A 22,957-nucleotide genomic window follows, 5' to 3' on the forward strand; every position below is an offset into this window, starting at 1 on the left:
GGGAACTCTACGAAGCGTCCGACCGTCGGCAACGATACCGGCACTCGGAACGGCCCCCACGGGACGGGGGCGCATGCGGAAGGTAGCGTCAGGGACACGGTCTCCTTGGGTTCCCGCGGGGGCTCAGGGGCCGCAGGGCCGAGGAAGCGACGCGGAAGCGATGAGGAAGACACACACCAGATGACCGACCGACGCCGCCGTGCGGCCGCATCCGACAGCACCTCCCGCGAGGACAACCCCTTCGCGCCGCCGCCGGAGGGGCAGCCGGACCGGCCGTGGGAGCCGCGGGTGCCGCGCGAGCGCGGCACCGGTGAGTCGCCGGGGACCGGCGGGACGGGTTCGGCGCCCTCGGGATCGCCCGGCCAGGGATCGGGCACCGGCGGGGGCTCGACGGACGGCGGCCCGACGGAGGGCTCGGCTCACGGCTCGGCCGGCGGCGGCTCGCAGGGCGGAGACCGCGAAGGCGCCGGGGGCTCGGACGACGAGCAGCAGTCCTCGGGCTGGGGCAGCCAGTGGAGCGCCCGACAGCCGGGGCGGCAGAGCGGCGGCTTCGGCGGCGGCCCCGGCAAGGCGGGCAGCGGCAGCGGGGACGGCCGGAACAACGGCGACCAGGGACCTTCCGGTCCGGGCGGCCCCGGCGGCCCGGACGGCCCCGGCGGCACCCGGGGGATGCGCTGGGACCCCACCGACCCCCTGCAGCGCCACGCCCGCTACTCCCTGCACGCCGGAATCTGGGGCCTGTTCTTCGCGCTGCTGAGCGTGCCGCAGGTCGCGCTGCTACTCGGGGCGCTCTCCCTCTACTGGGGCAGCAACGCGCTGCGCGGCAAGCTGCCCGCTTCGGCGACGAAGCCGGGAGGCAAGCCCGCGGCGAAGACGGCGAAGGCCGCAAAGAAGGACAAGGGCAGCAGGGGCGGGCGCAAGGGCGCTGCGGCCACCGCTGAGGACGTGGCCGGCACGGCACGCGGCACGGAGCAGGAGGGCGCCGCCGACGGCGCGGACGGCAAGCCCCGGGTCCCACTGGCCGTCACGCCCGCCCAGGCGGACAAGGCCAAGCGGACAGCGGCCCTCAGCGGTCTGGTCACCGCGAGCCTGACGCTGGTGATCGTCGGGGCCACCTTCGCGTTCCAGTTCGTGTACAGCGACTTCTACGCCTGCCAGAACGACGCGCTCACCCAGTCCTCCCGGGACGAGTGCACCCGGCACCTGCCCGAGGAGCTGCGGCCGTTCCTGGAGGACCGCTGACCCCGGCCGACACCACGGCGCCGGGCAGCCCCGGCATCACCACCGTGCGGACGGGCGAACCCCGTGACCTGGCGGATCACTGCGCGGGTGCCGCCTGAACCGTCTCGTCGGGGCAGGCCGAAGCATCGGCGGGGGGCGAAGCGTCACCGCGGGGCGAGGTGTCGGCGGGCGGCGGTACATCGCCGCGGGCCGGGGTGTCGCCGCGGGCCGGGGTGTCGCCGCGGGGCGAGGTGTCGCCGCGCGCCAGGGCATCTCCGCGGGCCGGGGTGTCGCTGCCGGGTACCGGCACCGAGGCCGGGACCGGCTGCTCGCGGGCTTCCGCTGGTACGGGGGCGGGCGCGGCTCCGGGGTCGGGCGCGTGCGCCGGTTCCGGCACGGGCCCGGCTTCCGGTCCGGAACCAGGTACGGGATCCGGCGCGGGCCCGGGCTGCCGCTCGGCATCGGTGTGCGGTGCGGACGGCGGCGCGTTCCGCCGTCCCTGCTCCGCCCCGCCCGCTGCGGACCGTTCGAGGCCGCGATGTCCGTCGAAGTCGTCGGGCGCGAAGTCGGGCATCAGGCCGCCGGAGGCGGACTTCATCACGGACCAGCGTGCGCGGCGGACCTCGTCGGTGTGCCATGCGGGGTCCGGGCCGTGGCCGCGGGCGGCGAGCACGGCGGCCTCCACGGCCTGCGCCGCGGCGGCTGTCGCCCTGCGCGCACGGTACCGCGTCCACCAGCCGACCCACAGCGCGGTGGGCAGTCCGACAACGGTCATCCACGCGCACGCCGCACCTCCGGCCTGCCACCAGTAGGGACCCACATGAGCGAGCGTCCCGTTGCCGAGGGGACCGCTCGCACTCGCGGTGAGCAGCGCGACGACAGCCCCGCAGAGCACCGCGGCGAGCAGGACGGTCACGAGGGTGGCGCGCCAGCCCGGTGCACCGCGCAGCGCTCTCCCAGAACCAGAACCAGAACCGGAACCGAAAGCGGCCCCGGGCCCCGGTCCGACAGCCACCTCGGAACGCCCCACCCACCAACCGCACAGCAGACCCCCCAGCAGGGGCACCAGGCCCGTCAGACACCACTGGGGAACGCTTCCGGAACCCTCTTCCGGCACGGCGGCCAGCAGCGGGAACGGCGGGAGCGGCGGGGCTGCCGTCGTGGCGAGCGGGCCCGCGACGCTACCGGCCCCCAGCGTGAAGCCGGGGCCCAGGGCGTAGGACACCGCCCAGAGCGCCGCGTTGGGCAGCAGGGCGACCGTGACCAGCAGCAGCCCGAGATGCCCGGATACGCTCCCGGCGAGCTGCGGGAACGCGCCGAATACCGCGCGGGCGCTCCAGACGAGGGCAGCCGTCAGAAGTGCCGCACCTCCGGCGCACAGCACCACGGCGGCCGTGCCGGCCGCCTGTACGGCGACGATCACCCGCTCCCGGGTGACGGAGCGGAGTGCGCCGCGCACCCGGGTGCGGGCCGGATCCGACAGCCGCGCGAGAAGGCCGGCCCAGCTCCTTGCGAGCGCGTGGGGCGGCAGGCAGCGGACCGCGCACAGTCCCGTCACCAGCACGGCGAACAGCGGCAGGCGACAGGCCGCGCTGACCGGTTCCGCCTCGAGCGGACCACCGGAGGCGGAGGCCAGCACGGCAGCGGTGACCAGGAGATAGCCGCCCGACACCCACACCGCCACCTCCGGCGGCCCGTAGTCGTCGTCCACGGTCGGCCGCGCGTCCAGCGCCTCCCGCGTGGCGCGCCACAGCAGCCACACGGGTACCGCCGTCAGCAGCAGGGGGGTCACTCCCACGGGTGCCACTGGGCCGGTCAGTGTTTCCTGCCGCACGAGTTGCGCGCCGTGCGCCAGCAACCACAGGTCCGCCGCCGTGCGCAGGGCTTCGTCCGCTCCTCCGACGGGATACGGCGAGACGGTCCACAGCAGCAGGACGACGACGGCGGACAGACCGAGCCCGAGCCCGGCGGCCACCGCACCGCCCAGCAGCCATCCGCTGGTGAGGGGCAGGAGACGAGGGCGGCGGCGGCCCGAGGAGAGCGACGGACCGCGGTGCGTCAGGGGGCTCACAGCGCCATGCTGCCAAGAACACCCGTTTTGCCCTAGTAGCAGGCATTTTGTCGCTGTGTCGCACAAGCTAAGCGGTATGCCTCTCTCTTCCTCCTCCGACGACGCCCGGAACACGGCCCGGTCCCGATCCTCGGAAGCTCCTGACACGCCCTCACCCGGCGAGGCTCCGACCGCGTCGACTCCGGCCACAGCGCGGACGAAGACTCAGGCGAAAGCCCGGGCGGGAAAGAGGCCGGCGAAGGGCGGGGGGAAGAGCGCGGAGAAAGCCGCGCACCGGGCGAAGAACCGGAAGAACCGGAAGAAGGCGAAGCCCTCCCCCGACGACCGGGCGGCGACTTCCGCCGCGCCGCACCCAGCGGAGGAGGGGCTTCCCGACGGGGAGCCCGATGCCGTCGAGGCCCCGCGCCCCTCGGAGCCGACACGGCCCGCGAAGGCGTCGGGGCAGGCCCCGAGGGCGGCGGCCCAGGAGGCGAAGGCGGCCGCGCAGGCACCGGGAGCCACCGGACCGGAAGCCACCGCGCCGGTCCCAAAGACGGCACAGGCCCGGCCCGCATCCGACCCCGCATCCGACCCCGCGGGCGAACCCGAACCCGCACCCGCACCCGCCCCCGGGCCCGGGCCGGAGTCCAAGGCCGAGCCCGCACCCGCACCCGGGCCCGCACCCGCACCCGCACCCGCACCCGCACCCGCACCAGGACCCGCACCAGGATCCGCACCCGCGCCAGGCCCCGAAGTCGGCCCCACGTCCGCAACCGAGCAGGCGCCGTCCGAGCAGCAGCAGACACCGACGCAGGCCCAGGACGGTGAAGAAGGGGAGCCCGTCACGCCGACCCCGCGGAGCGAAGCACAGCCGCAGACCGGCTCGGCGCGGGTTCCGGCACCGGCGCCGCGGAGCGAGCCGGAGCCGCGGAGCGAGCCGGAGCCGCGGGTCGAGGTGGTGGCGGACGTGCCCGGTCCGGTGGAGGACTTCGTCCGCTCGGCCTGGCGGACCACAGTGCTGCCGGACGATCCGGTCGCCGCGTTCGACGAGCTGTACCTGTGGCAGGCGCGGGCGCTGACCCGCCAGGCTCTCCTGCTGTGCGGGCACCGCCGGGTGGCGGAACGAGCCGTGCGCTGGGCGTTCCACCAGGCCTGGCAGCACTGGCCGAAGGTGCTGGCAGGGAGCGATCCGACCCGGACGGTGCGGGCGGCGGTGTACGCGTACGCGCTCTCGCCCTGGCATCAGTTCCATCCGAGACACCGCAGACCTGAGGTGTGCCGGGGTTCGTCGGTCGACAGCGCGGTGCTGGAGTCGTTCCTGGAGCTGCCGCGCAGCTACCGGGCCGCGCTGCTGCTGCACTACGGGCTGGGGCTGACCCTGACCGAGACGGCCGCCGAGGCGGAGTGCAGCACCGCGGCGGCAGCCGGGCGGGTCGCGCACGGGCGGGCGGCGCTGGAGGAGAGCTGGCCGCCGCTGGCGCGGTCGCCGCGTCGGCAGCGGGGTGCCGTGCTGGCGCGTACCCTGCGCGAGCTGGCCGCAGCGCAGCCGGTGCGCCCGATCCCCGCCTCACTGGTGCGGGGCGGCAGCGCGCGGACGACGCGGCTGTGGACGCGTGCTTCGGTCGGTCTGACGGCGGCGGTGGCCGCGGCGACCACGTTCACCCTGCTGACAACCCAGACCGGCGGCAGCGCCCCGGCGCAGGAGCGGGAGCGGGTACCGCGAGGGACCTTCGCCCCGGCGACGCTCCCGGGCGGTCCGGAAACGGGGACAGGGACAGGGACAGGGACGGGGACGGGGACGAACACGCGCTCCACTCCCACGAGCGAGCGGGACAGCGCGGGCTCCTCGGTCCGGGCACCGGCCGGCGGAACCGGGCAGGCGTATCTCCCCCAACTCCGGTCCACCAACACCCGGGTGCACCTGCACGACCTCCCGTAGCCGGGACCGGCGGACCCTCCGCTCCGGGCGGAGGGTCCGCCGGACGCGCCGACGGGCCCGCACCCCGGAGGGTGCGGGCCCGTCGAGCGGCTGAAGCCGGGCGGGCGGCCCGCTGCCGGACGCCGAGGCGCCGGACAGCGAACCGTTGCAGGCCCGGCGTCCCCGCCGAGGCGTCGGACGCCGGTCCGCTCAGGTGCGCGGCGCGGTCCGCACGGAGGTCATACACGCCCAGACCTCAGGAACGCCCAGACCCCAGACACGCCCGGACGTCATACCGCCCAGCGCTCAGGCACGCCCGGGCTTCAGGCGCTGAGGCGCTCCCGCGCGAGCCGCGCGGTCTCGGACGGGGTCTTGCCGACCTTCACGCCCGCGGCCTCCAGGGCCTCCTTCTTCGCCTGCGCGGTGCCGGAGGAGCCGGAGACGATGGCGCCCGCGTGGCCCATGGTCTTGCCTTCCGGCGCGGTGAAGCCCGCGACGTAGCCGACGACCGGCTTGGTCACGTTCTCCTTGATGAAGTCGGCCGCACGCTCCTCGGCGTCGCCGCCGATCTCGCCGATCATCACGATCAGGTCGGTGTCCGGGTCGGCCTCGAACGCCTTGAGGGCGTCGATGTGGGTGGTGCCGATGACCGGGTCACCGCCGATGCCCACGCAGGTCGAGAAGCCGATGTCGCGCAGCTCGTACATCATCTGGTACGTCAGCGTGCCGGACTTGGAGACCAGCCCGATGCGGCCCGGCTTGGTGATGTCGGACGGGATGATGCCCGCGTTCGACTGGCCGGGGGTGATCAGGCCGGGGCAGTTCGGGCCGACGATCCGCGTCTTGTTGCCCTTCTGGGCCGCGTAGTCCCAGAAGTAGGCGGTGTCGTGGACGGCGATGCCCTCGGTGATCACGACGGCGAGGCCGATGCCCGCGTCGACGGCCTCGATGACCGCGTCCTTGCTGAACTTCGGCGGGACGAAGATCACGGTGACGTCGGCGCCGGTGGCCTCCATGGCCTCCTTGACGCCGCCGAAGACGGGCACCTCGGTGCCGTCGAAGTCAACGGTGGTGCCCGCCTTGCGGGGGTTCACACCGCCGACGATGTTGGTGCCGGAGGCCAGCATCCGCTTGGTGTGCTTCTGGCCCTCCGAGCCGGTCATCCCCTGGACGATGACCTTGCTCTCCTTGGTGAGGAAGATAGCCATGGTGTGTCGATGTCCTCGTTCGGTCTCGTCCGGGCTTACTTGGCGGCCAGCTCGGCGGCCTTGTCGGCCGCGCCGTCCATGGTGTCCACCTGCTGCACGAGCGGGTGCGCTGCGTCGGTCAGGATCTTGCGACCCAGCTCGGCGTTGTTGCCGTCGAGGCGGACGACCAGCGGCTTGCTGACGTCCTCGCCCTTGGACTTGAGCAGCTCCAGCGCCTGCACGATGCCGTTGGCGACGGCGTCGCAGGCGGTGATGCCACCGAAGACGTTCACGAAGACGGACTTGACGTCCGGGTCCCCGAGGATGATCTCCAGGCCGTTGGCCATCACCTCGGCGGAGGCGCCGCCGCCGATGTCGAGGAAGTTGGCGGGCTTGACGTTGCTGTGCGCCTCGCCCGCGTAGGCGACGACGTCGAGGGTGGACATGACCAGCCCCGCGCCGTTGCCGATGATCCCGACCTGGCCGTCGAGCTTGACGTAGTTGAGGTTCTTGGCCTTGGCCGCGGCCTCCAGCGGGTTCGCCGCCGCCTTGTCCTCCAGGGCCTCGTGCTCGGGCTGGCGGAAGTCGGCGTTGGCGTCCAGCGACACCTTGCCGTCCAGCGCGATGACCTTGCCCTCGGCGGTCTTGACCAGCGGGTTGACCTCGACCAGGAGGGCGTCCTCCTTGACGAAGACGTCCCACAGCTTGACCAGCACGTTGCTGATCTGGGCGACCAGCTCGGCCGGGAACTTCGCGGCCTCGGCGATCTCGCGGGCCTTGGCCTCGGTCACGCCCTCGATGGCGTCCACCGGGATCCTGGCCAGCGCCTCCGGCTTGGTGGCCGCGACCTCCTCGATCTCCACGCCGCCCTCGACGGAGGCCATGGCGAGGAAGGTGCGGTTGGTGCGGTCGAGCAGGAAGGAGACGTAGTACTCCTCCTGGATGTCCGCGGTCTGGGCGAGCATCACCTTGTGGACCGTGTGGCCCTTGATGTCCATGCCCAGGATCTGGCCGGCCTTCTCGACCGCGTCCGCCGGGTCGGAGGCCAGCTTGACGCCGCCGGCCTTGCCGCGGCCGCCGGTCTTGACCTGCGCCTTGACGACCGCCCGGCCGCCGAGCCGCTCGGTCACCTCGCGCGCCGCCTCGGATGTCTCGATGACTTCACCGGCCAGCACCGGTACGTCATGCTTGGCGAAGAGGTCCCTCGCCTGGTACTCGAACAGGTCCACGCGCGTCCGTCCCCTTAATCAGTGGTCTCGCGGTCGATGTCAGCGTGGGCGTGCCGCAGGGCCGCGGCGTCCACGGGTCGCGCGGCATGTCCGCCTTGCAGGTTAGCCCTGCGTGCGTGCGGTGCCTAAATCGCACCTCACACATACGCGGTGACAACGGTCACAGCGCGCACCAGGAAGGTGTGCGGGGCACCGACCGGCACCGGGCCCGCACACCCGGGGAAGCCCGGGACGGGCTACTCCGGCACCGGCAGCGGACGCTTCTCGATCGCCGCCGCCATCACCTCCGGGAAGTGGTCGGGCGTACAGGCGAAGGCGGGCGCGCCCAGCGCCGCGAGCGCGGCCGCGTGGTCCCGGTCGTAGGAGGGCGCGCCCTCGTCGGAGAGGGCGAGGAGAGTGACGAACCGAACACCGGACGCCTGCATCGCGGCGACCCGTTTGAGCATCTCCTGCCGTATCCCTCCCTCGTACAGGTCACTGATCAGTACGACGACCGTCTCCGCCGGGCGGCTGATCCGGGACTGGCAGTAGGCCAGCGCCCGGTTGATGTCGGTGCCCCCGCCCAGCTGGGTGCCGAAGAGCACGTCGACGGGGTCGTCGAGGTCTTCGGTCAGATCCACCACGCTGGTGTCGAAGACGACGAGCCGGGTGTCGAGCGTCCGCATCGACGCCAGCACCGCGCCGAACACGGAGGCGTAGACGACGGAGGACGCCATCGACCCGGACTGGTCGATGCAGAGGATGACGTCCTTCTTGACGGACTGCGCCGCCCGCCCGTACCCGATCAGCCGCTCGGGGACGACCGTCCCGTACTCGGGCAGGTAGTTCTTGAGGTTGGCGCGGATGGTGCGGTTCCAGTCGATGTCCCGGTGCCGGGGGCGGTTGATCTTCGCGGAGCGGTCGAGCGCGCCGGTGAGGGTCGAGCGGGTGCGGGCGGCGAGCCGCTTCTCCAGCTCGGCGACCACCTTGCGGACCACCGCGCGCGCGGTCTCCCGGCTGGTCTCCGGCATCGCCTTGTTCAGCGACAGCAGGGTGCCCACCAGGTGCACGTCAGGTTCGATCGCCTCCAGCATCTCCGGCTCCAGCAGCAGCGCGGAGAGCCCCAGCCGGTCGATCGCGTCGCGCTGCATCACCTGCACGACGGAGCTGGGGAAGTAGGTGCGGATGTCGCCCAGCCAGCGCGAGATCCGCGGCGCCGAGGCGCCGAGCCCGCCCGAGGTACCGGCACCGCTGCCGCCGCCGGCCGGACCGCTGCCGCCGGCCCCGCCGTAGACCGCCTCCAGGGCCCCGTCCATCCCGCTGTCGGCGGCGCCCAGCGCGCAACCGGTGCCGTCCGCCGGGCCCCCGCCCAGCACCAGCCGCCAGCGCCGCAGCCGCTCGTCCGCCTCGACCCCGGTGAGCTGCGCCCCGCCGGACGCCGCCGGCTCTTCGCGGACCGTCATACCCGCACCCCCTCCCGCTCGTGACTCCCGTTCGCCGCGCCGCCGCCGTCCCCGGGGGACGCCGTGCCGAGCAGCAGCCGCACCGTCTCCAGCACGGCGTCGGCCCGCCGCGCCTCCAGCCCGGCACCGAACCCGGGCAGCCCCTCGCGCTCGCCGCTCCCTTGGCGGCCGCCCTCCCCCGCGGGACCGCGGCGCACCAGTTCGCCGAGCGTGCGCCGTACCCCCGCCTCGTACTCCGCGAACGTCCGCCGCAGCAGCGGCAGCACATCCGTGAACGCGTCCGCCGGCACGCCCGTCAGCCAGCGGTCCACGAGTGCCAGCAGCCGTTCGTCGTGGACCAGCAGCATCCCGCCACCCGCGAGGAACCCCTCGATCCACGCCGCGGCCTCAGCCGGCGGCGTTCCCGGCGACAACGCCAGGCTCACCAGCCGTTCCGCCTCGGCGTCCGCCAACTGGCCGTCGTCCAGCAACAGTCGCGCACAGCGGCCCCGCAGCAGGCCGGGTACCCGGTCCCGGCCTGCGAGGCTGCGCAGCACCGTCCGCCACCGATCCAGCAGATCTCCGGCCGTCCCGCCCTCGGGGTCCGGCGCCGCACCGTCCTCGGGGCCCGGCGGCGGCGCCGCACCGTCCGCTGCCGGTCGGTCGCGGGCGAGCAGGTTCACCGCCTGGTGCGCGGCGTCGAGATGGCCGCGCATCTCGCGGGCGCCCTCGCTGTCCAGCCCCGCGCAGGCGGGCGGCAGACCGACCCGGACGCGCTCGGCCATCCCACCGGCGACCTCCGCCAGCGCTCCCGCGTCGGTGCCCCGCACATCGCCGTAGCGCAGCGTTCGCACCAGCGCCGGGAGGGCCCGCGCCAGGTGGCCGACGTCGGACTCCAGCGCGGCCCGGTCGGCCAGCACCCGCATCACCACGGGAAGCGCGTCCGGCAGCCGGGCCAGCAGGCACAGTTCGGCGAGCCCGGTGACGTCGGCCAGCGCGGTGCCGGGTTCGACGGCCCGGGACCGCGCCTTGGCGGTGGCCGCCTCGCGCACGGTCGTGCCCCAGATCCCCGCCTCGGCCACCCGCACGGACAGCTCCGGCTCCCAGCGCAGCCGCCAGCTCTCCCGGAAGGTGCCGGTACTGCCGCTCCGGGAGCGGACGGGCTCGCCCCAGTCGATGCCCAGCAGCCGGAGCCGGTGCAGCAGCCGGCTGCGTGCCGCGTCGGTCTCCTTGCGCAGGTCCAGATCGAGCTCGCGTTCGGCGGCGGTCGGCTTGAGCCGCACCGCGCGCTGACAGCGTGCGAGGTCGCGCTGGAGGGGGACGGCCGGGCCTCCCTCGGGCACCTCTCCCAGTACGTCCCCCACCACGAGCCGGTCCCGGATCAGCTCCAGCGGCACGTCGGAGCCCTCGCACAGCACGGACCGCACCGCGTCCGTCGTCTCCGTCAGCCCGGCCAGCGGGCGGCCGCGCAGCGTGGCCAGCGTCCCGGCGAGCCGTACGGCCTCGATGAGGTGCGCGGAGGAGACCTGGTGGTCCTGCTCCCGCAGCAGCCCGGCCACTTGGGTCATCCAGCGTTCCACCGGCCGGTCCGGGGCGGTGAAGAGGTGGCGGTACCAGCCGGGCGAGGCGATGCCCGCGCCGTATCCGGACCGGCGTGCCAGCCGCCGGTGCGTCCAGGGCACCCAGGTGACCTCGGCCTTCACCTTGGGCAGTCCCTTGAGGGCGCGCCGGTCCGCGGTGACCGTCACGGCCTCGGTGAGCGCCGGTACGTGCCAGGCACCGCAGACCACTGCGGTGGCGGCGTCCCCGAACTCCTTGCGGGCCTCGCGCAGGCGCAGCCGCATGTGCGCCTCCCGGACGAGGTCCCGCTGGTGGCCGCCCGCGCCGTGCACCGCGCGCAGTTCGGCCATCGCCTCGCCGAGCGCCGCGAACGGCTCGTAGGGGTCGGCGCCGGGAGCCGCGCCGCGCCGGTGCTCTACGGCGTCCTCCCACCAGCGCTCCGGATCGTCGTACCCGGCCGCCTCGGCGAGCGCCGCCAGCGGGTCGAGCCGGACGCCGCTCCCGCCCTCGGGTGCGGCATCGGGATCGGGGTCGGTGTCGGTGTCCCCGGCGGCACCACCCCCGTCGGTGCCGCCGGGGACCGTCTCCTGCTCGCCCTCGCTCATGGCGAGCGTGTGGGCGGCGGGCAGGTCGATGAAGCGGACCGGGACCCCGCGCCGCACGGCCCAGCGGATCGCCACCCATTCCGGTGAGAACTCCGCCAGCGGCCAGAAGGCGGCCCGGCCCGGCTCATCGACGGCGTGGGCCAGCAGCGCCACCGGCGGGACCATGCCGTCGTCCCCCGCCGCTGCGGCCACCGCGTCGGCCTCGGGAGGGCCCTCGATCAGGACGACGGCCGGCTCGTACGCCTCCAGCACGGCTCCGACCGCCCGGGCCGAACCGGGACCGTGGTGCCGGACCCCGAGAAACAGCGGACCTGCCGCGCCCCCTGCGCCAGCCGTCATGCGGACACCTCTCGGCAGGCCCGGTAGAAGTCCTTCCAGCCGTCCCGCTCACGGACCACGGCCTCGAGGTACTCCTGCCACACCACCTGGTCGGCGGACGGGTCGCGGACCACGGCGCCGAGGATGCCGGCGGCCACGTCCCCCGCGCGCAGCACTCCGTCCCCGAAGTGCGCCGCCAGCGCGAGCCCGCCGGTCACGACCGAGATGGCCTCGGCCGTGGAGAGCGTCCCGGAAGGGGACTTGAGCTTCGTACGGCCGTCGCCGGTGACTCCCTCGCGCAGCTCACGGAAGACGGTGACCACCCGGCGGATCTCGTCGAACCCCTCGGGCGCGGGGGGCAGGTCGAGGGAGCGGCCGAGCTGGCCGACCCGGCGCGCCACGATGTCCACCTCCGCCTCGGCGGTCGCCGGCAGCGGCAGCACCACGGTGTTGAAGCGGCGGCGCAGCGCGCTGGACAGCTCGTTGACGCCCCGGTCGCGGTCGTTGGCCGTCGCGATCAGGTTGAACCCGGCGACCGCCTGCACCTCTTGCCCCAGTTCGGGGATGGGGAGGGTCTTCTCCGAGAGCACGGTGATCAGCGTGTCCTGCACATCGGCGGGGATCCGGGTCAGCTCCTCGACCCGCGCCGTCATGCCCTCGGCCATGGCACGCATCACCGGACTCGGCACCAGAGCCTCGCGGCTGGGGCCCTGGGCGAGCAGTTGCGCGTAGTTCCACCCGTAGCGGATGGCCTCTTCCGCGGTGCCCGCCGTGCCCTGGACGAGCAGCGTCGAGTCGCCGCTGACGGCCGCCGCCAGATGCTCGGACACCCACGTTTTCGCGGTGCCGGGCACGCCGAGCAGGAGCAGCGCGCGATCCGTGGCCAGGGTGCTGACCGCGACCTCGACGATGCGGCGCGGGCCGATGTACTTGGGGGTGATGACGGTGCCGCCGGGGAGTTCGCCGCCGAGCAGGTAGGTGGCCACGGCCCACGGGGACAGCCGCCAGCGGGCGGGCCGCGGGCGGTCGTCGGCCGCGGCGAGGGCCGCCAGCTCGTCGGCGAAGGCTGTCTCGGCGTGCGGCCGCAGCGCGGCAGCGGGAGCGGCCGGGCCGGAGGCCGGCTCTCCCGCGGACTCGGCAGCCGGATCCGCGACATGGCTCTCGGTCACAATTCCCCCTCGGAGCAGACCGGTTCTCGAAAAAGACAAGGGGATGGCCAAGGAAGGGAACCCCCGCGCCGCAGCGCCTCGGCCGATCCGTGAACCACTCTGCACCCAGGCACTGACAATCGCTCTGACCTGCACTTTCGTTCGGTCGACGGGGTGTTGTCAGTGGCGCCGCCTACCGTCTTCGGCATGGGTGGACAGGCGGTCCGCTGGACGGCGGAGCAGGTAAGGGCGCTGGCGCCTGACGACGCGTCACGTCGCGCGGGGAGCAAACTCTCGGCACCGGGGCCGTGGACGGAGGCCGGATGGGGCAACGGCGCGGTCTGGGGGCAGTGCAAGGGCAGTGGAAGCAAGCCGTATCTGACGGTGGTGGATCTCGACGGCGGCCAGGGGCCCGGATACCGGTGCTCCTGCCCCAGCAGGAAGTTCCCGTGCAAGCACGCGCTCGGTCTGCTCCTGCTGTGGGCAGGCGGCGAGGCAGCGGTCGCGGAGGGGGGCGACCCGCCGGAGTGGGCCGACGGCTGGCTCGGCGACCGCAGGCGGCGTGCGGAGCGGAAGGCCGGCCGTGATCCGGCCGATGCGTCGGACGGGACGGAGGCCGAACAGGCCGCGGCAGGCTCCGGGCACGGCGCGGACGACCGGGCACGGTCCGAGGCCGCGCACCGCCGTGCGGCGCAGCGCGCCGAGCGGATCACGGCCGGCACCCAGGAGCTGGAGCAGCGGCTGGCAGACCTGCTGCGCGGCGGACTGGCGGGCGCGGAGCAGCGGGGGTACGCGCCATGGGAGGAGATGGCGGCCCGCATGGTCGACGCCCAGGCTCCGGGCCTGGCGGCCCGGATACGCGAGCTGGGTGCGATACCCGGCTCCGGCGAGGGGTGGCCCGGCCGGCTGCTGGCCGAGTGCGCGCTGCTGCACCTGCTGGTCGGCGGCTGGCGGCGGGCCGCGGAGCTGCCCGCGCCGCTGGCCGACACCGTCCGCACCCGGGTGGGTCTGACCCTGGAGGCGGCCGACGTGTTGGCGGAGAAGCAGGCGCTGATCCGGGACGAGTGGCTGGTCCTGGCCCAGCGGGACACCGACGAGGGGCGCCTGACGGTCCGCCGCGTGTGGTTGTACGGCCGGACAGCGGGACGGTATGCCCTGCTGCTGTCCTACGGCGCGGGCGGCCGCGCTCCGGAGCTGGCCCTGCCGGTGGGCGCGACGTTGGACGCGGAGCTGGCCTACTACCCGGGCTCCGGTTCGCTGCGGGCCGCCCTCGGCCGGCGGCATGGCGCACCGCTGCCGGGCTTCCTGCCCTCCGGCGCAGGCGTCCGGGAGGCGCTGGAGGGCTATGCGCGGATGCTCCGGGAGGATCCGTGGGCGGAGAGCCGGCCGTGTGTGCTGGAGCGTGTGCTGCCGATCCCACCCTCCGACGCCGGCACGGCGGGCGGCACGGCGGGGGCGGGGCGCGGCGGCCGGGCCGGTCAGGGTGGCGCCGATTGGCAACTGGCGGCGGTCGACGAGGAGTCCGCGCTGCCGGTGGCGCCGGGCATGGGTGCGGCACCCCTGTGGAGACTGCTCGCACTCTCCGCCGAAGGCCCGGTCACGGTCTTCGGCGAGTGCGGCCATCGCGGCTTCCTGCCGCACACGGCCTGGCACGAGGGCAGGGCCGTCCCGCTGTGAGGGAGGGGCGGTCTCACATCGGTCGGGACGACGCAGGGGCCGCCTGCGGTCGGGGCGGAACAGGGCCTGCCCGGTCGGGGCGGAGCAGGGCCTGCCCGGTCGGGGCGGAGCGGGGTCGCCCGGTGAGAGCGGAACAGGACCGCGGTCGCCACAGAGCAGGAGACGCCCGATCGGGGTGGGCGACGAGCGGAAGGACGGACAGACGGGCGGACGGGCGGACGGGCGGACGGGCGGACGGCGCCATGAGTGGCAGGCGTGACGAGCGGCAGGCGTGACGGGAGGGGCGGACATGATGGTCGGCACGGGAACGGGACGGCACCCCCGCGGAGCGCAGCCGTCGCATGACGGCACCGGCGGGAAGCAGGAGGACCGGGGACACGGGGCAGGCCGGGCAGGCCAGCAGAAGTGGGAGAACCGGGAGGAGCGGGGGAACCGGGACGAGCGGGAGGAATGGGGGGAGTTGGTGGCCGCGGCGCTGCTGGGGGCCGAGCGGCGGCGGCCGCCCGGCGGGAGCGTGACGGCACTGCTGGACGCCGCGGCCACCGAGACGGTCCGCCGCCGGGCCGGTGTGCGTCCCGCGGTCCCCGGGCGGCGGCCCGGGCCCGCACCGGCCGACGAGCGGCCACCGCTGCCCGGCGCGGCCGAGCGGCGGCTGGCGGCGCTGCTCGCGGATCGGGCACCGGGCGGAGCGTCGGCGTCCGGGCGGCGCGGCGCGGGTCCGGATCTGGGCGAGCTGTTGCCGCAGTGGCTGACGGAGGCGAACGCCCACGGCTACCGGGCACCGACCGCCCTGTTGCCCGCCCTGCTGGACGCGGCACGGGCCCGTACCGACCTGCGGGCCGAGACACTGGCGTTCGCCGGTCCGCGAGCGCTGTGGCTGGCCCGGTACAACGCGGACTGGAAGTTCGCGCTGCGCGACGGCGTCCGCCGCCGGGCACCGGACGGAGGGCCGGACGAGACCGAGGGAGTCTGGCAGGAGGGCCTGTTCGCCGAGCGGGTCGCGCTGCTCACGACGGTGCGTCGGCGCGATCCGGAGGCCGCGACGGCACTGCTCGCCTCCACCTGGCAGACCGAGCGGGCCGAGGACCGGCTGATGTTCCTGGACTCGCTGCGCGAGGGCATGCGCTCCTCCGACGAGCCCTTTCTGGAGCGCGCGTTGGCCGATCGCAGCCGTACGGTGCGGGCGACGGCGGCCGAGTTGCTGGCGGCGCTGCCCGGCTCGGCGCTGGCTGCCCGGATGGCGGACCGCGCCCGCGGCTGCGTGGCCCCGGACTCGACGGGCGGCAGCGGCATCGCGGTGACGGCACCGAGCACGTGCGATGCGGACATGCAGCGCGACGGGATCGTGCCCAAGCCACCGTCGGGTCGGGGCGAACGAGCCTGGTGGCTTTGCCAACTGGTGGAGTCGGCCCCGCTGGAGGTGTGGGGCGAGCAGTTGGGCGGGGCGACCCCGGCGGAGATCGTCGCGCTGCCGGTAGCCGACGGGTGGCGGGACGATCTGCACGCGGCCTGGTGCGGTGCCGCCGTACGGCAGCGGAACGCCCCGTGGGCGCGTGCGCTCATCGGTGAGCCGACCGAGCCGTTCACCGAAGGGCCCGGCGATCCGGCCAAGCTGCTGTCGGTGCTGCCCGAGGAGGAGCGCGGTGCGTGGGCCGCACGGTTCGTGGCGGCGCACGGGCTGTCGGAAGCGTTCCGGGTACTGGGGATGTGCGGGGTGCCGTGGCCGCTGCCGCTGGGGCGGGCGGTGGTGGACGCGCTGGAGATCGCCCGGGACGCGGGCAGCTATCCGTGGAGCTTCAGCGGGGTGATGGGGCTGGCCGAGCGCTGTCTGGACCCGTCGGACACCGAGCGACTGGCGCCGCTCGCCGCGGTACCCGACGAGAAGGAAGGGGAGTCCCCGGGCGCGGGTGCGTACTGGGCGGAGTCGTTCCAGCGGCTCCTGGCCACCCTGCGGTTGCGTGCCGTGATGCTCGCCGAGCTACGGAACGAGGTGCCGGACAGGGAGCCGGAAGTGTCCGGACCGACCGGCTGACGGAAGGCGCGCGGCGGACCGTCGGGGCCCGGGATCCGCCGCCGCGGCTCCCCGAGGCCGGCCCTCGCGCCGGGATCCCGTGGCCGCGGAGCCCGTGCTCCTGGAAGGCCAGGCAACCACAGGACTCCTGGAAGGCAGGCAGCCACAAGGTCAGGCAGTCCCAGGGCGGGGCGGGGTGACGAGGCTCGGAGATACGCCGCCGCGGCCCCCGAAGCCCGGCGGTTCCAGCACCGGACAGTTCCGGGGACTGGCGGCTCCGGTCTCGGGCGTCCACGGGTTCGGGCGGCCCGGGCACGTGAGGTGCAGGTGCCGAAGAGTCGTCCACCGGACCACGGGTGAGCCGTCCCGGCGGATGGGCGGCCGGGGGCCGGGGGCCGGGGGCCCACCGTGGTCTCAGGCCGCGACCGGGCCCACGTGGGTGCGGATCCAGTCGACGACTTCGGTGGTGCTGGCGCCCGGGGTGAAGATCTCGGCGACGCCCTGCTCCTTGAGCAGCGGAATGTCGTCCTCGGGGATGATGCCGCCGCCGAACACCTTGATGTCGGTGGCGTCCCGCTCCCGCAGCAACTCCAGTACGCGGGCGAAGAGCGTGTTGTGCGCGCCGGAGAGGATGGAGAGGCCGATGGCGTTCGCGTCCTCCTGGATGGCGGTGTCCACGACCTGCTCGGGTGTCTGGTGCAGCCCGGTGTAGATGACCTCCATACCGGCGTCCCGCAGGGCCCGTGCGATGACCTTGGCACCGCGGTCATGGCCGTCGAGCCCCGGCTTGGCGACCACCACGCGGATCGGACCCGTCACATCCATCACTGCCTCCCTCAAGGACGACCTCCAGGCCGGAACGGGCCCCGGGGTGTGAACGCACGTTATCTCCAGCATCCCGCACCCGTCCCGCTCCGCGCTCGCAAGGGAGGGGGAAATCACACACGAGCCATCGGATTCCCCGGCTCTCGCTCCGGCTCCGGCCCCCTCCCCGGCCTTCGGCTTCCCGCAGGGAGAACCTCCCCAGACCCCCGCCCCCCACCCCCGACCACCCCGACCACTCCCGAGCACTCCCGAGCACTCCCGAGCATTCCCTGCCGCTCCCGACCGGCCCCAAGACGGGCCACAACCGCCCCCGCTTCCCGCAGCCGCCGCAGCCCCCGGGCGGCACGGCGGTTTGCGCACGCCGCTCGGGGGCGCCGTGCGCGGGTGCTCGCCTGTCACGCGGGGCGCTCCGGCTTCAGCGTGCGGCCTCGACCGCGCCGCACGCGCCTGGGCGCCCGAGGCGTCCGCACTCCCTGCCACGCGCCGAGTGCGCCCCTGTCCGTCGTTCCGCCGCGGGGAGAACACCGATGAAGGAGCCCGAGCGGGCTGCAGGCACACGTGTCACCGACGGCCCGCCCCCGCCGCACCGCCGCGTGAGCGGCACCGCACCGTGGGGTCAGGTGCCCCCACCCGTGCGGCGTCCGTCTTTCGCTCCCTCACCCCACGCCCCCACTCCCCCTTCTTCTCCACCTCTGACCGAACGGTCCGACCGCGCTGCTCGAAGACTCCGGCCGACGATCGGAAACAGCCGGTGCGGTTTCGACCAACGGGTACGAGGGCGATGACGGGGGTGTCGGTCATGTGGCGCTGCCGGTGGATTGTGGCGTGTCCGCCCGATTGCGGGGTGAGTTGGAAGCGGGGGCGTGCCGGTGCCGATGATCGTCAGATCGGGTACCGGGACGACGGACAGGTCCGTCCGAGCGGATCACTCTTTCGAACGAATTTCGAACTCAGCCGCCGCGGCCGGTCCGTAGTCCGCCGAAAGACGGCCGATTGCCCTTTTCCTGCGTCGCCAAAACCTGCCGAAGATTGTGGCCGTCGCATACCCCCGGGTACAGTCGCCCGCATTGCTCCGCCCCTGTCGCCTAGGCGAAAGAGAAGTTGGTGGTGAACGACCGTCATCCGTCGGGAGTCCCGAATCCCGACGACCCCGGTTCCGGCTTCTCGTACGGCACCTACGGCGTGGACCACGGACAGTCCGCGTACGGCGCCTATCCCCAGGAGAGCTACCAGGCCGGTCCACACGACGCGTACTCCGCCGGTACCTACGCACCTCCCGGTGACTCCTACCCCGCGGGCGGCGCCTACCCCTCCTACGGCGACGATCCGCTCTTCGGCGCCCTCCCGGGCAGCGACAGTGGCAACGCCGCGACCGGCTCCTGGGACGCCACCACCGCTTGGGGCACCGGGAGTTACCAGCCCGACGCGATGGCGGGCCCGGACGGGTCCGCCGGCACCGCGGCCGCCCCCGGGTTCGACCAAGGGCACCCCGTCCCGGGTGACGGCACCGGCCAGTGGGCCTTCGGCGTGCAGGAGACGGGCAACTGGGACACGACGTCCTGGGGCACCGGCGGCTGGGAGGCCGCAGCTCCGCAATCCGGTGACTGGGCGACCGACGGCCACGGCGCGGCGTTCGGCTACGACGGCCAACCTGGATACGACGGCCGGCCCGGATACGATCAAGGTCCCGGATACGATCAAGGTCCCGGCTACGACGGCCAACTCGGATACGAGGGAGCCGCGTACGACGGCGCCGCATACGGCGGTTTCGAGCACTCCGCGTACGACGCGCCCCCGGCCTACGACGCGCACGCCGCATACGTCGGCTACGACCGGCCGCAGGACGACCAGGGAGGCTACGGCGTTCCCGGCGGCCACCCCACGCAGGACGGCTCTCCCTCCCACGGCGGCTACGAGGGCCACGACACCTTCGGCGGTGCGGAGACCGGTTACGGGAACGGGACCGCCCAGTTCGGCTTCGACCCCGGCTATGCCCCCGCCGGACACCACTCCGAGCAGGAGCAGGAAGCCACCGCGCAGTGGAACTTCTCCGTGCTGGCGCAGGACGAGCCCGCAGCGGACGAGCACGCGCAGGCTGACGCCTTCGGCCACGAACCTCCGCACGAGCACGGGTTCGACTCCGCCGAGCCCGACCTTCTCGTGGAGTCGGGTCCGGAGCCTGAGGACGTCCGGGAGGGGCACCTCGACGCGCCCGCCGCGCTCAGCGGCAGTGGTGGCTCGCACGGGCGCGGGCGACGACGCTCTCCCAAGCCCCGCCGCCGGGCGCTGATGACCGTGGCGGTTCCGTCCGTCGCCGTCATGGGTGTCGCGGGCGCGGCGGCGGCGAGTGTGATGGGCGACGACGGCAAGGACAAGGACAGCACCACCGTCGCGGCGCCGGACGCCTCTCCCGTGAAGCCCTCGAACGTCAACAGCAAGCTGGACACCCAGCTTCAGGGGCTCTCCGCGGACGCCGACGACTTCGCCGACCGCGCCAGCCGCACCCAGGAGCGCATCGACCTCAAGCAGCGCCAGGAAGCGGAGAAGGAGCGCAAGGCGAAGGAGGCCGCGCGCAAGGAGGCGCTGCGCCCCAAGTTCGTCATTCCCGTCAAGAACCACACGCTCAGCGCGCGCTACGGCCAGGCAGGCGTCAACTGGATGTCGATCCACACCGGGATCGACTTCCCCGTCAGCTACGGCACGCCCGTGATGGCCGCGACCGACGGCACCGTCTCCACGAAGCACAGCGTGGCGTACGGGAACATGGCCATCGTGACCGCGAAGGACGGCACCCAGACCTGGTACTGCCATCTGAGCAGCAACAAGCTCCGCTCCGGCTCGGTCAAGGCGGGCGATGTGATCGCCTACTCCGGCAACTCCGGCAACTCCACGGGACCGCATCTGCACTTCGAGGTCCGTCCCGGTGGCGGTTCGGCAGTGGACCCGATCCCGTGGCTGCAGAGCAAGGGCCTCAGCATCAGCTGAGAACCGGCCCCCGGCCCTTGCCCCCGGCCCTCAGGCGTGGCCCCGGGTGTGACCGGACCGGGCCCATGACCCGGCGCCCGGACCGTACGGTCCGGGCGCGAACGTGTCGGCGCCCTCGCCCTACAGCTTCTCCACGGGTGCGTAGCGCAGCAGCAGCCGCTTGGGCTTCTCGCCGCCGAAGTCGATCGTCGCCTCGGCGTTGTCCCCGCTGCCCTTGACCGACTGCACCGTGCCGAGGCCGAAGCTGTCGTGGGTGACGCGGTCGCCGATCTGGAGGGAGACCACCGGACGGTCGCCGGCCCGCCGGGTCGCGAACCCCGAGGGGCCGCCCCGCCGGGCAGCGGCTCCCCTGCTGGAGGAGAGGGTCACCCCGATCCCGGCACCCGTCGCCGCACCCGTCCCGCCGACGCCCAGGCCGCCGCCCCCGCTGCCGGTGCGCTTCCAGTCGAGGTACTCGGCGGGGATCTCCTCCAGGAAGCGGGAGGGCGGATTGTAGGAGGGCTGGCCCCATGCGCTGCGCATTCCGGCGCGGGTGAGGTAGAGCCGTTCCTGGGCGCGGGTGATGCCGACGTAGGCGAGCCGGCGCTCCTCCTCCAGTTCCTTGGCCTGGCCGAGGGCCCGCATGTGCGGGAAGACGCCGTCCTCCATGCCGGTCAGGAAGACCACGGGGAACTCGAGGCCCTTGGCCGTGTGCAGGGTCATGAGCGTCACGACACCGTCGTCGTCGCCCTCCTCCGGGATCTGGTCGGAGTCGGCGACCAGGGCGACCCGCTCCAGGAAGTCGGCGAGGGTGCCGGGCGACTCGTCCTCGCCCCGCTCCTGCTCGAACTCCAGCGCGACGGCGGCGAGTTCCTGGAGGTTCTCGATGCGGGTCTCGTCCTGCGGGTCGGTGGAGGACTGGAGCTCGGCGAGGTACCCCGTCTGCTCCAGCACCGCCTCCAGCACCGTGGCCGGACCGGCGCCGGACTCCACGACCGTGCGCAGCTCCTCCATCAGCGTGTTGAACCGCTTGACGGCGTTGAGGGAGCGCGCGGCCATGCCGTACGCCTCCTCGACCCGGGCGAGCGCCTGCGGGAACGTGATCTTCTCGCGCAGCGCCAGCGCCTCGATCATGGCCTCGGCCCGGTCGCCGATGCCCCGCTTGGGCACGTTGAGGATGCGGCGCAGCGGCACCGCGTCCTCCGGGTTGGCCAGCACCCGCAGATACGCCAGTATGTCGCGGACCTCGCGGCGCTCGTAGAAGCGGACTCCGCCGACGACCTTGTAGGGCAGGCCCACGCGGATGAAGACCTCTTCGAAGACGCGGGACTGCGCGTTGGTGCGGTAGAAGACGGCGATGTCGCCGGGGCGGACCCGGGCCGCGCCGTCGCCGCCGCTGTCGGTGCCGTCGGCGCTGTCGGTACCGGGGCTCCCCGCCGCGCCGGGGCCATCGGCCTCTCCGTCGCTGAGCCGGTCGATCTCCTCGGCGACGAACTGGGCCTCGTCGTGCTCGGTGTCGGCGACGTAGCCGGTGATGCGCGGGCCGGAGCCCGCCCGGGTCCAGAGGTTCTTGGGGCGGCGGTCCGCGTTCCGCTCGATGACCGCGTTGGCGGCGCTGAGGATGGTCTGCGTGGAGCGGTAGTTCTGCTCCAGCAGGATCGTGGTCGCGTCCGGGTAGTCCTCCTCGAACTGGAGGATGTTGCGGATGGTGGCCCCGCGGAAGGCGTAGATGGACTGGTCGGCGTCGCCCACGACGCACAGCTCGGCCTGCTCCTCGGCCGGGCCGACCAGCTCGCGCACCAGTTGGTACTGGGCGTGGTTGGTGTCCTGGTACTCGTCGACCAGGACGTGCCGGAAGCGGCGCCGGTAGTGCTCGGCCACGTCGGGGAACGCCTGGAGCAGGTGGACCGTGGTCATGATCAGATCGTCGAAGTCCAGCGCGTTGGCCTCGCGCAGCCTCGCCTGGTACATCGTGTACGCCTCGGCGAGGGTCTTCTCGAATCCGTCGGCGGCCCGGCCCGCGAAGTCCTCCTCGTCGACCAGCTCGTTCTTGAGGTTGGAGACCTTGGCGCTGAACGCCTTGGGCGGGAAACGCTTGGGGTCCAGGTCCAGGTCGCGGCAGACGAGGGCCATCAGGCGCTTGGAGTCGGCCGCGTCGTAGATCGAGAACGATGAGGTGAAGCCCAGCTTCTTGCTCTCGCGGCGCAGGATGCGCACGCACGCGCTGTGGAAGGTGGAGACCCACATGGACTGCGCGCGCGGCCCCACCAGCTCGGCGACGCGCTCCTTCATCTCGCCGGCTGCCTTGTTGGTGAAGGTGATGGCGAGGATCTGCCCGGGGTGCACGTTGCGGGCGCCCAGCAGGTGGGCGATGCGGTGGGTGAGCACCCGCGTCTTGCCCGAACCCGCTCCGGCGACGATGAGCAGCGGGGAGCCCGCGTGCAGCACGGCGTCCCGCTGCTGTTCGTTCATCCCCTCCAGCAGCGCTGCGGGGTCGATGACCGACCGGGGGGCGCCGTCGCGGTGGTAGGCGTCACGCGCGGCGGCTCCGCGGGCGCCGCCCGCGAAGGTGCCCGCGAAGAGATCGTCCGGGACCTCCTCGGCGGGGGCCGGGCCCCCGTCCTCCTCGGGGTCGGGCGGCGGCGCCGCGTCCGCCTCGGGTGCCGCGCCGTCGAGGTCCGCCAGGAAGCTGTCGTCGAAAAGGCTGCTCATCGTCGTCCGAGTCTAGGCCGCCGCGCCGACACTCCGGAGCCCTGTGGAAAACCAGGGCCATCCACACTTTCTGCTGACCTTTTTGCGTATTTTGTGCGATTCACTCGGCGC

At 73.8% G+C, this 22,957-nt stretch carries 13 protein-coding genes; 5 read left to right on the forward strand and 8 right to left on the reverse strand.

Annotation, left to right across the window (positions count from 1 at the left end):
• Positions 1 to 180: 180 nt before the first annotated feature.
• Positions 181 to 1,242, forward strand: coding sequence for a hypothetical protein (locus tag ACFYNS_RS19715; protein WP_360302542.1), 1,062 nt, complete (start codon positions 181 to 183; stop codon positions 1,240 to 1,242).
• A gap of 76 nt (positions 1,243 to 1,318) precedes the next feature.
• Here the strand turns inward: ACFYNS_RS19715 and ACFYNS_RS19720 are convergent, their stop codons facing one another.
• Positions 1,319 to 3,292, reverse strand: coding sequence for a DUF6350 family protein (locus ACFYNS_RS19720; protein ID WP_388604161.1), 1,974 nt, complete (start codon positions 3,290 to 3,292; stop codon positions 1,319 to 1,321).
• A 946-nt stretch (positions 3,293 to 4,238) separates the two neighbouring features.
• Between ACFYNS_RS19720 and ACFYNS_RS19725 the strand changes: the two genes are divergently transcribed.
• Complete coding sequence (locus tag ACFYNS_RS19725; RefSeq protein ID WP_360302548.1) at positions 4,239 to 5,210, forward strand: hypothetical protein; 972 nt, start codon at positions 4,239 to 4,241, stop codon at positions 5,208 to 5,210.
• Between the two features lie 302 nt (positions 5,211 to 5,512).
• Here the strand turns inward: ACFYNS_RS19725 and sucD are convergent, their stop codons facing one another.
• The 5 genes from sucD to ACFYNS_RS19750 all read right to left on the reverse strand — a co-directional run bounded on the left by sucD (position 5,513) and on the right by ACFYNS_RS19750 (position 12,678).
• Positions 5,513 to 6,397, reverse strand: a complete 885-nt coding sequence (gene sucD, locus ACFYNS_RS19730) for a succinate--CoA ligase subunit alpha (RefSeq protein WP_075002133.1) — start codon at positions 6,395 to 6,397, stop codon at positions 5,513 to 5,515.
• 35 nt (positions 6,398 to 6,432) lie between these two features.
• Complete coding sequence (sucC, locus tag ACFYNS_RS19735; protein WP_388604163.1) at positions 6,433 to 7,605, reverse strand: ADP-forming succinate--CoA ligase subunit beta; 1,173 nt, start codon at positions 7,603 to 7,605, stop codon at positions 6,433 to 6,435.
• Between the two features lie 236 nt (positions 7,606 to 7,841).
• The gene (locus tag ACFYNS_RS19740; RefSeq protein WP_388604165.1) at positions 7,842 to 9,047 is read right to left on the reverse strand and encodes a VWA domain-containing protein; all 1,206 of its coding nucleotides are present in this window, start codon (positions 9,045 to 9,047) and stop codon (positions 7,842 to 7,844) included.
• Positions 9,044 to 11,530 (reverse strand): DUF5682 family protein, encoded by a 2,487-nt coding sequence (locus ACFYNS_RS19745; protein ID WP_388604167.1) that lies wholly within the window; start codon positions 11,528 to 11,530, stop codon positions 9,044 to 9,046. The genes ACFYNS_RS19740 and ACFYNS_RS19745 overlap by 4 nt, the downstream gene beginning before the upstream one ends.
• On the reverse strand, positions 11,527 to 12,678 hold the full coding sequence (locus ACFYNS_RS19750; protein WP_388604169.1) for an AAA family ATPase: 1,152 nt from the start codon (positions 12,676 to 12,678) through the stop codon (positions 11,527 to 11,529). The genes ACFYNS_RS19745 and ACFYNS_RS19750 overlap by 4 nt, the downstream gene beginning before the upstream one ends.
• Before the next feature lie 186 nt (positions 12,679 to 12,864).
• Here ACFYNS_RS19750 and ACFYNS_RS19755 point away from each other — a divergent pair, with 186 nt between their 5' ends.
• Together ACFYNS_RS19755 and ACFYNS_RS19760 are read left to right on the forward strand one after the other, a co-directional pair.
• Positions 12,865 to 14,334: an SWIM zinc finger domain-containing protein gene (locus ACFYNS_RS19755; protein WP_388604171.1), complete on the forward strand. Its 1,470-nt coding sequence runs from the start codon at positions 12,865 to 12,867 to the stop codon at positions 14,332 to 14,334.
• Positions 14,335 to 14,623: 289 nt separating this feature from the next.
• Positions 14,624 to 16,366: a DUF5691 domain-containing protein gene (locus tag ACFYNS_RS19760; protein ID WP_388604173.1), complete on the forward strand. Its 1,743-nt coding sequence runs from the start codon at positions 14,624 to 14,626 to the stop codon at positions 16,364 to 16,366.
• Between the two features lie 393 nt (positions 16,367 to 16,759).
• Here the strand turns inward: ACFYNS_RS19760 and ACFYNS_RS19765 are convergent, their stop codons facing one another.
• The gene (locus tag ACFYNS_RS19765) at positions 16,760 to 17,170 is read right to left on the reverse strand and encodes a cobalamin B12-binding domain-containing protein (protein ID WP_075002139.1); all 411 of its coding nucleotides are present in this window, start codon (positions 17,168 to 17,170) and stop codon (positions 16,760 to 16,762) included.
• Between the two features lie 1,107 nt (positions 17,171 to 18,277).
• Here ACFYNS_RS19765 and ACFYNS_RS19770 point away from each other — a divergent pair.
• Complete coding sequence (locus ACFYNS_RS19770) at positions 18,278 to 20,155, forward strand: peptidoglycan DD-metalloendopeptidase family protein (protein WP_388604175.1); 1,878 nt, start codon at positions 18,278 to 18,280, stop codon at positions 20,153 to 20,155.
• A gap of 120 nt (positions 20,156 to 20,275) precedes the next feature.
• Here the strand turns inward: ACFYNS_RS19770 and ACFYNS_RS19775 are convergent, their stop codons facing one another.
• Positions 20,276 to 22,846 (reverse strand): ATP-dependent DNA helicase, encoded by a 2,571-nt coding sequence (locus tag ACFYNS_RS19775; protein WP_388604177.1) that lies wholly within the window; start codon positions 22,844 to 22,846, stop codon positions 20,276 to 20,278.
• Between the last annotated feature and the right edge of the window lie 111 nt (positions 22,847 to 22,957).

The sequence above is a fragment of the Streptomyces sp. NPDC006925 genome, assembly GCF_042869575.1.
Classification (GTDB): domain Bacteria; phylum Actinomycetota; class Actinomycetes; order Streptomycetales; family Streptomycetaceae; genus Streptomyces.

Bases quoted from the DNA above. Each gene is read 5' to 3' on its own strand.
- ACFYNS_RS19715 (WP_360302542.1), top strand. From the start codon at position 181: ATGACCGACCGACGCCGCCGTGCGGCCGCATCCGACAGCACCTCCCGC.
- ACFYNS_RS19740 (WP_388604165.1), bottom strand. From the start codon at position 9,047: ATGACGGTCCGCGAAGAGCCGGCGGCGTCCGGCGGGGCGCAGCTCACC.
- ACFYNS_RS19755 (WP_388604171.1), top strand. From the start codon at position 12,865: ATGGGTGGACAGGCGGTCCGCTGGACGGCGGAGCAGGTAAGGGCGCTG.
- ACFYNS_RS19745 (WP_388604167.1), bottom strand. From the start codon at position 11,530: ATGACGGCTGGCGCAGGGGGCGCGGCAGGTCCGCTGTTTCTCGGGGTC.
- ACFYNS_RS19760 (WP_388604173.1), top strand. From the start codon at position 14,624: ATGATGGTCGGCACGGGAACGGGACGGCACCCCCGCGGAGCGCAGCCG.
- sucD (WP_075002133.1), bottom strand. From the start codon at position 6,397: ATGGCTATCTTCCTCACCAAGGAGAGCAAGGTCATCGTCCAGGGGATG.
- ACFYNS_RS19775 (WP_388604177.1), bottom strand. From the start codon at position 22,846: ATGAGCAGCCTTTTCGACGACAGCTTCCTGGCGGACCTCGACGGCGCG.
- ACFYNS_RS19765 (WP_075002139.1), bottom strand. From the start codon at position 17,170: ATGGATGTGACGGGTCCGATCCGCGTGGTGGTCGCCAAGCCGGGGCTC.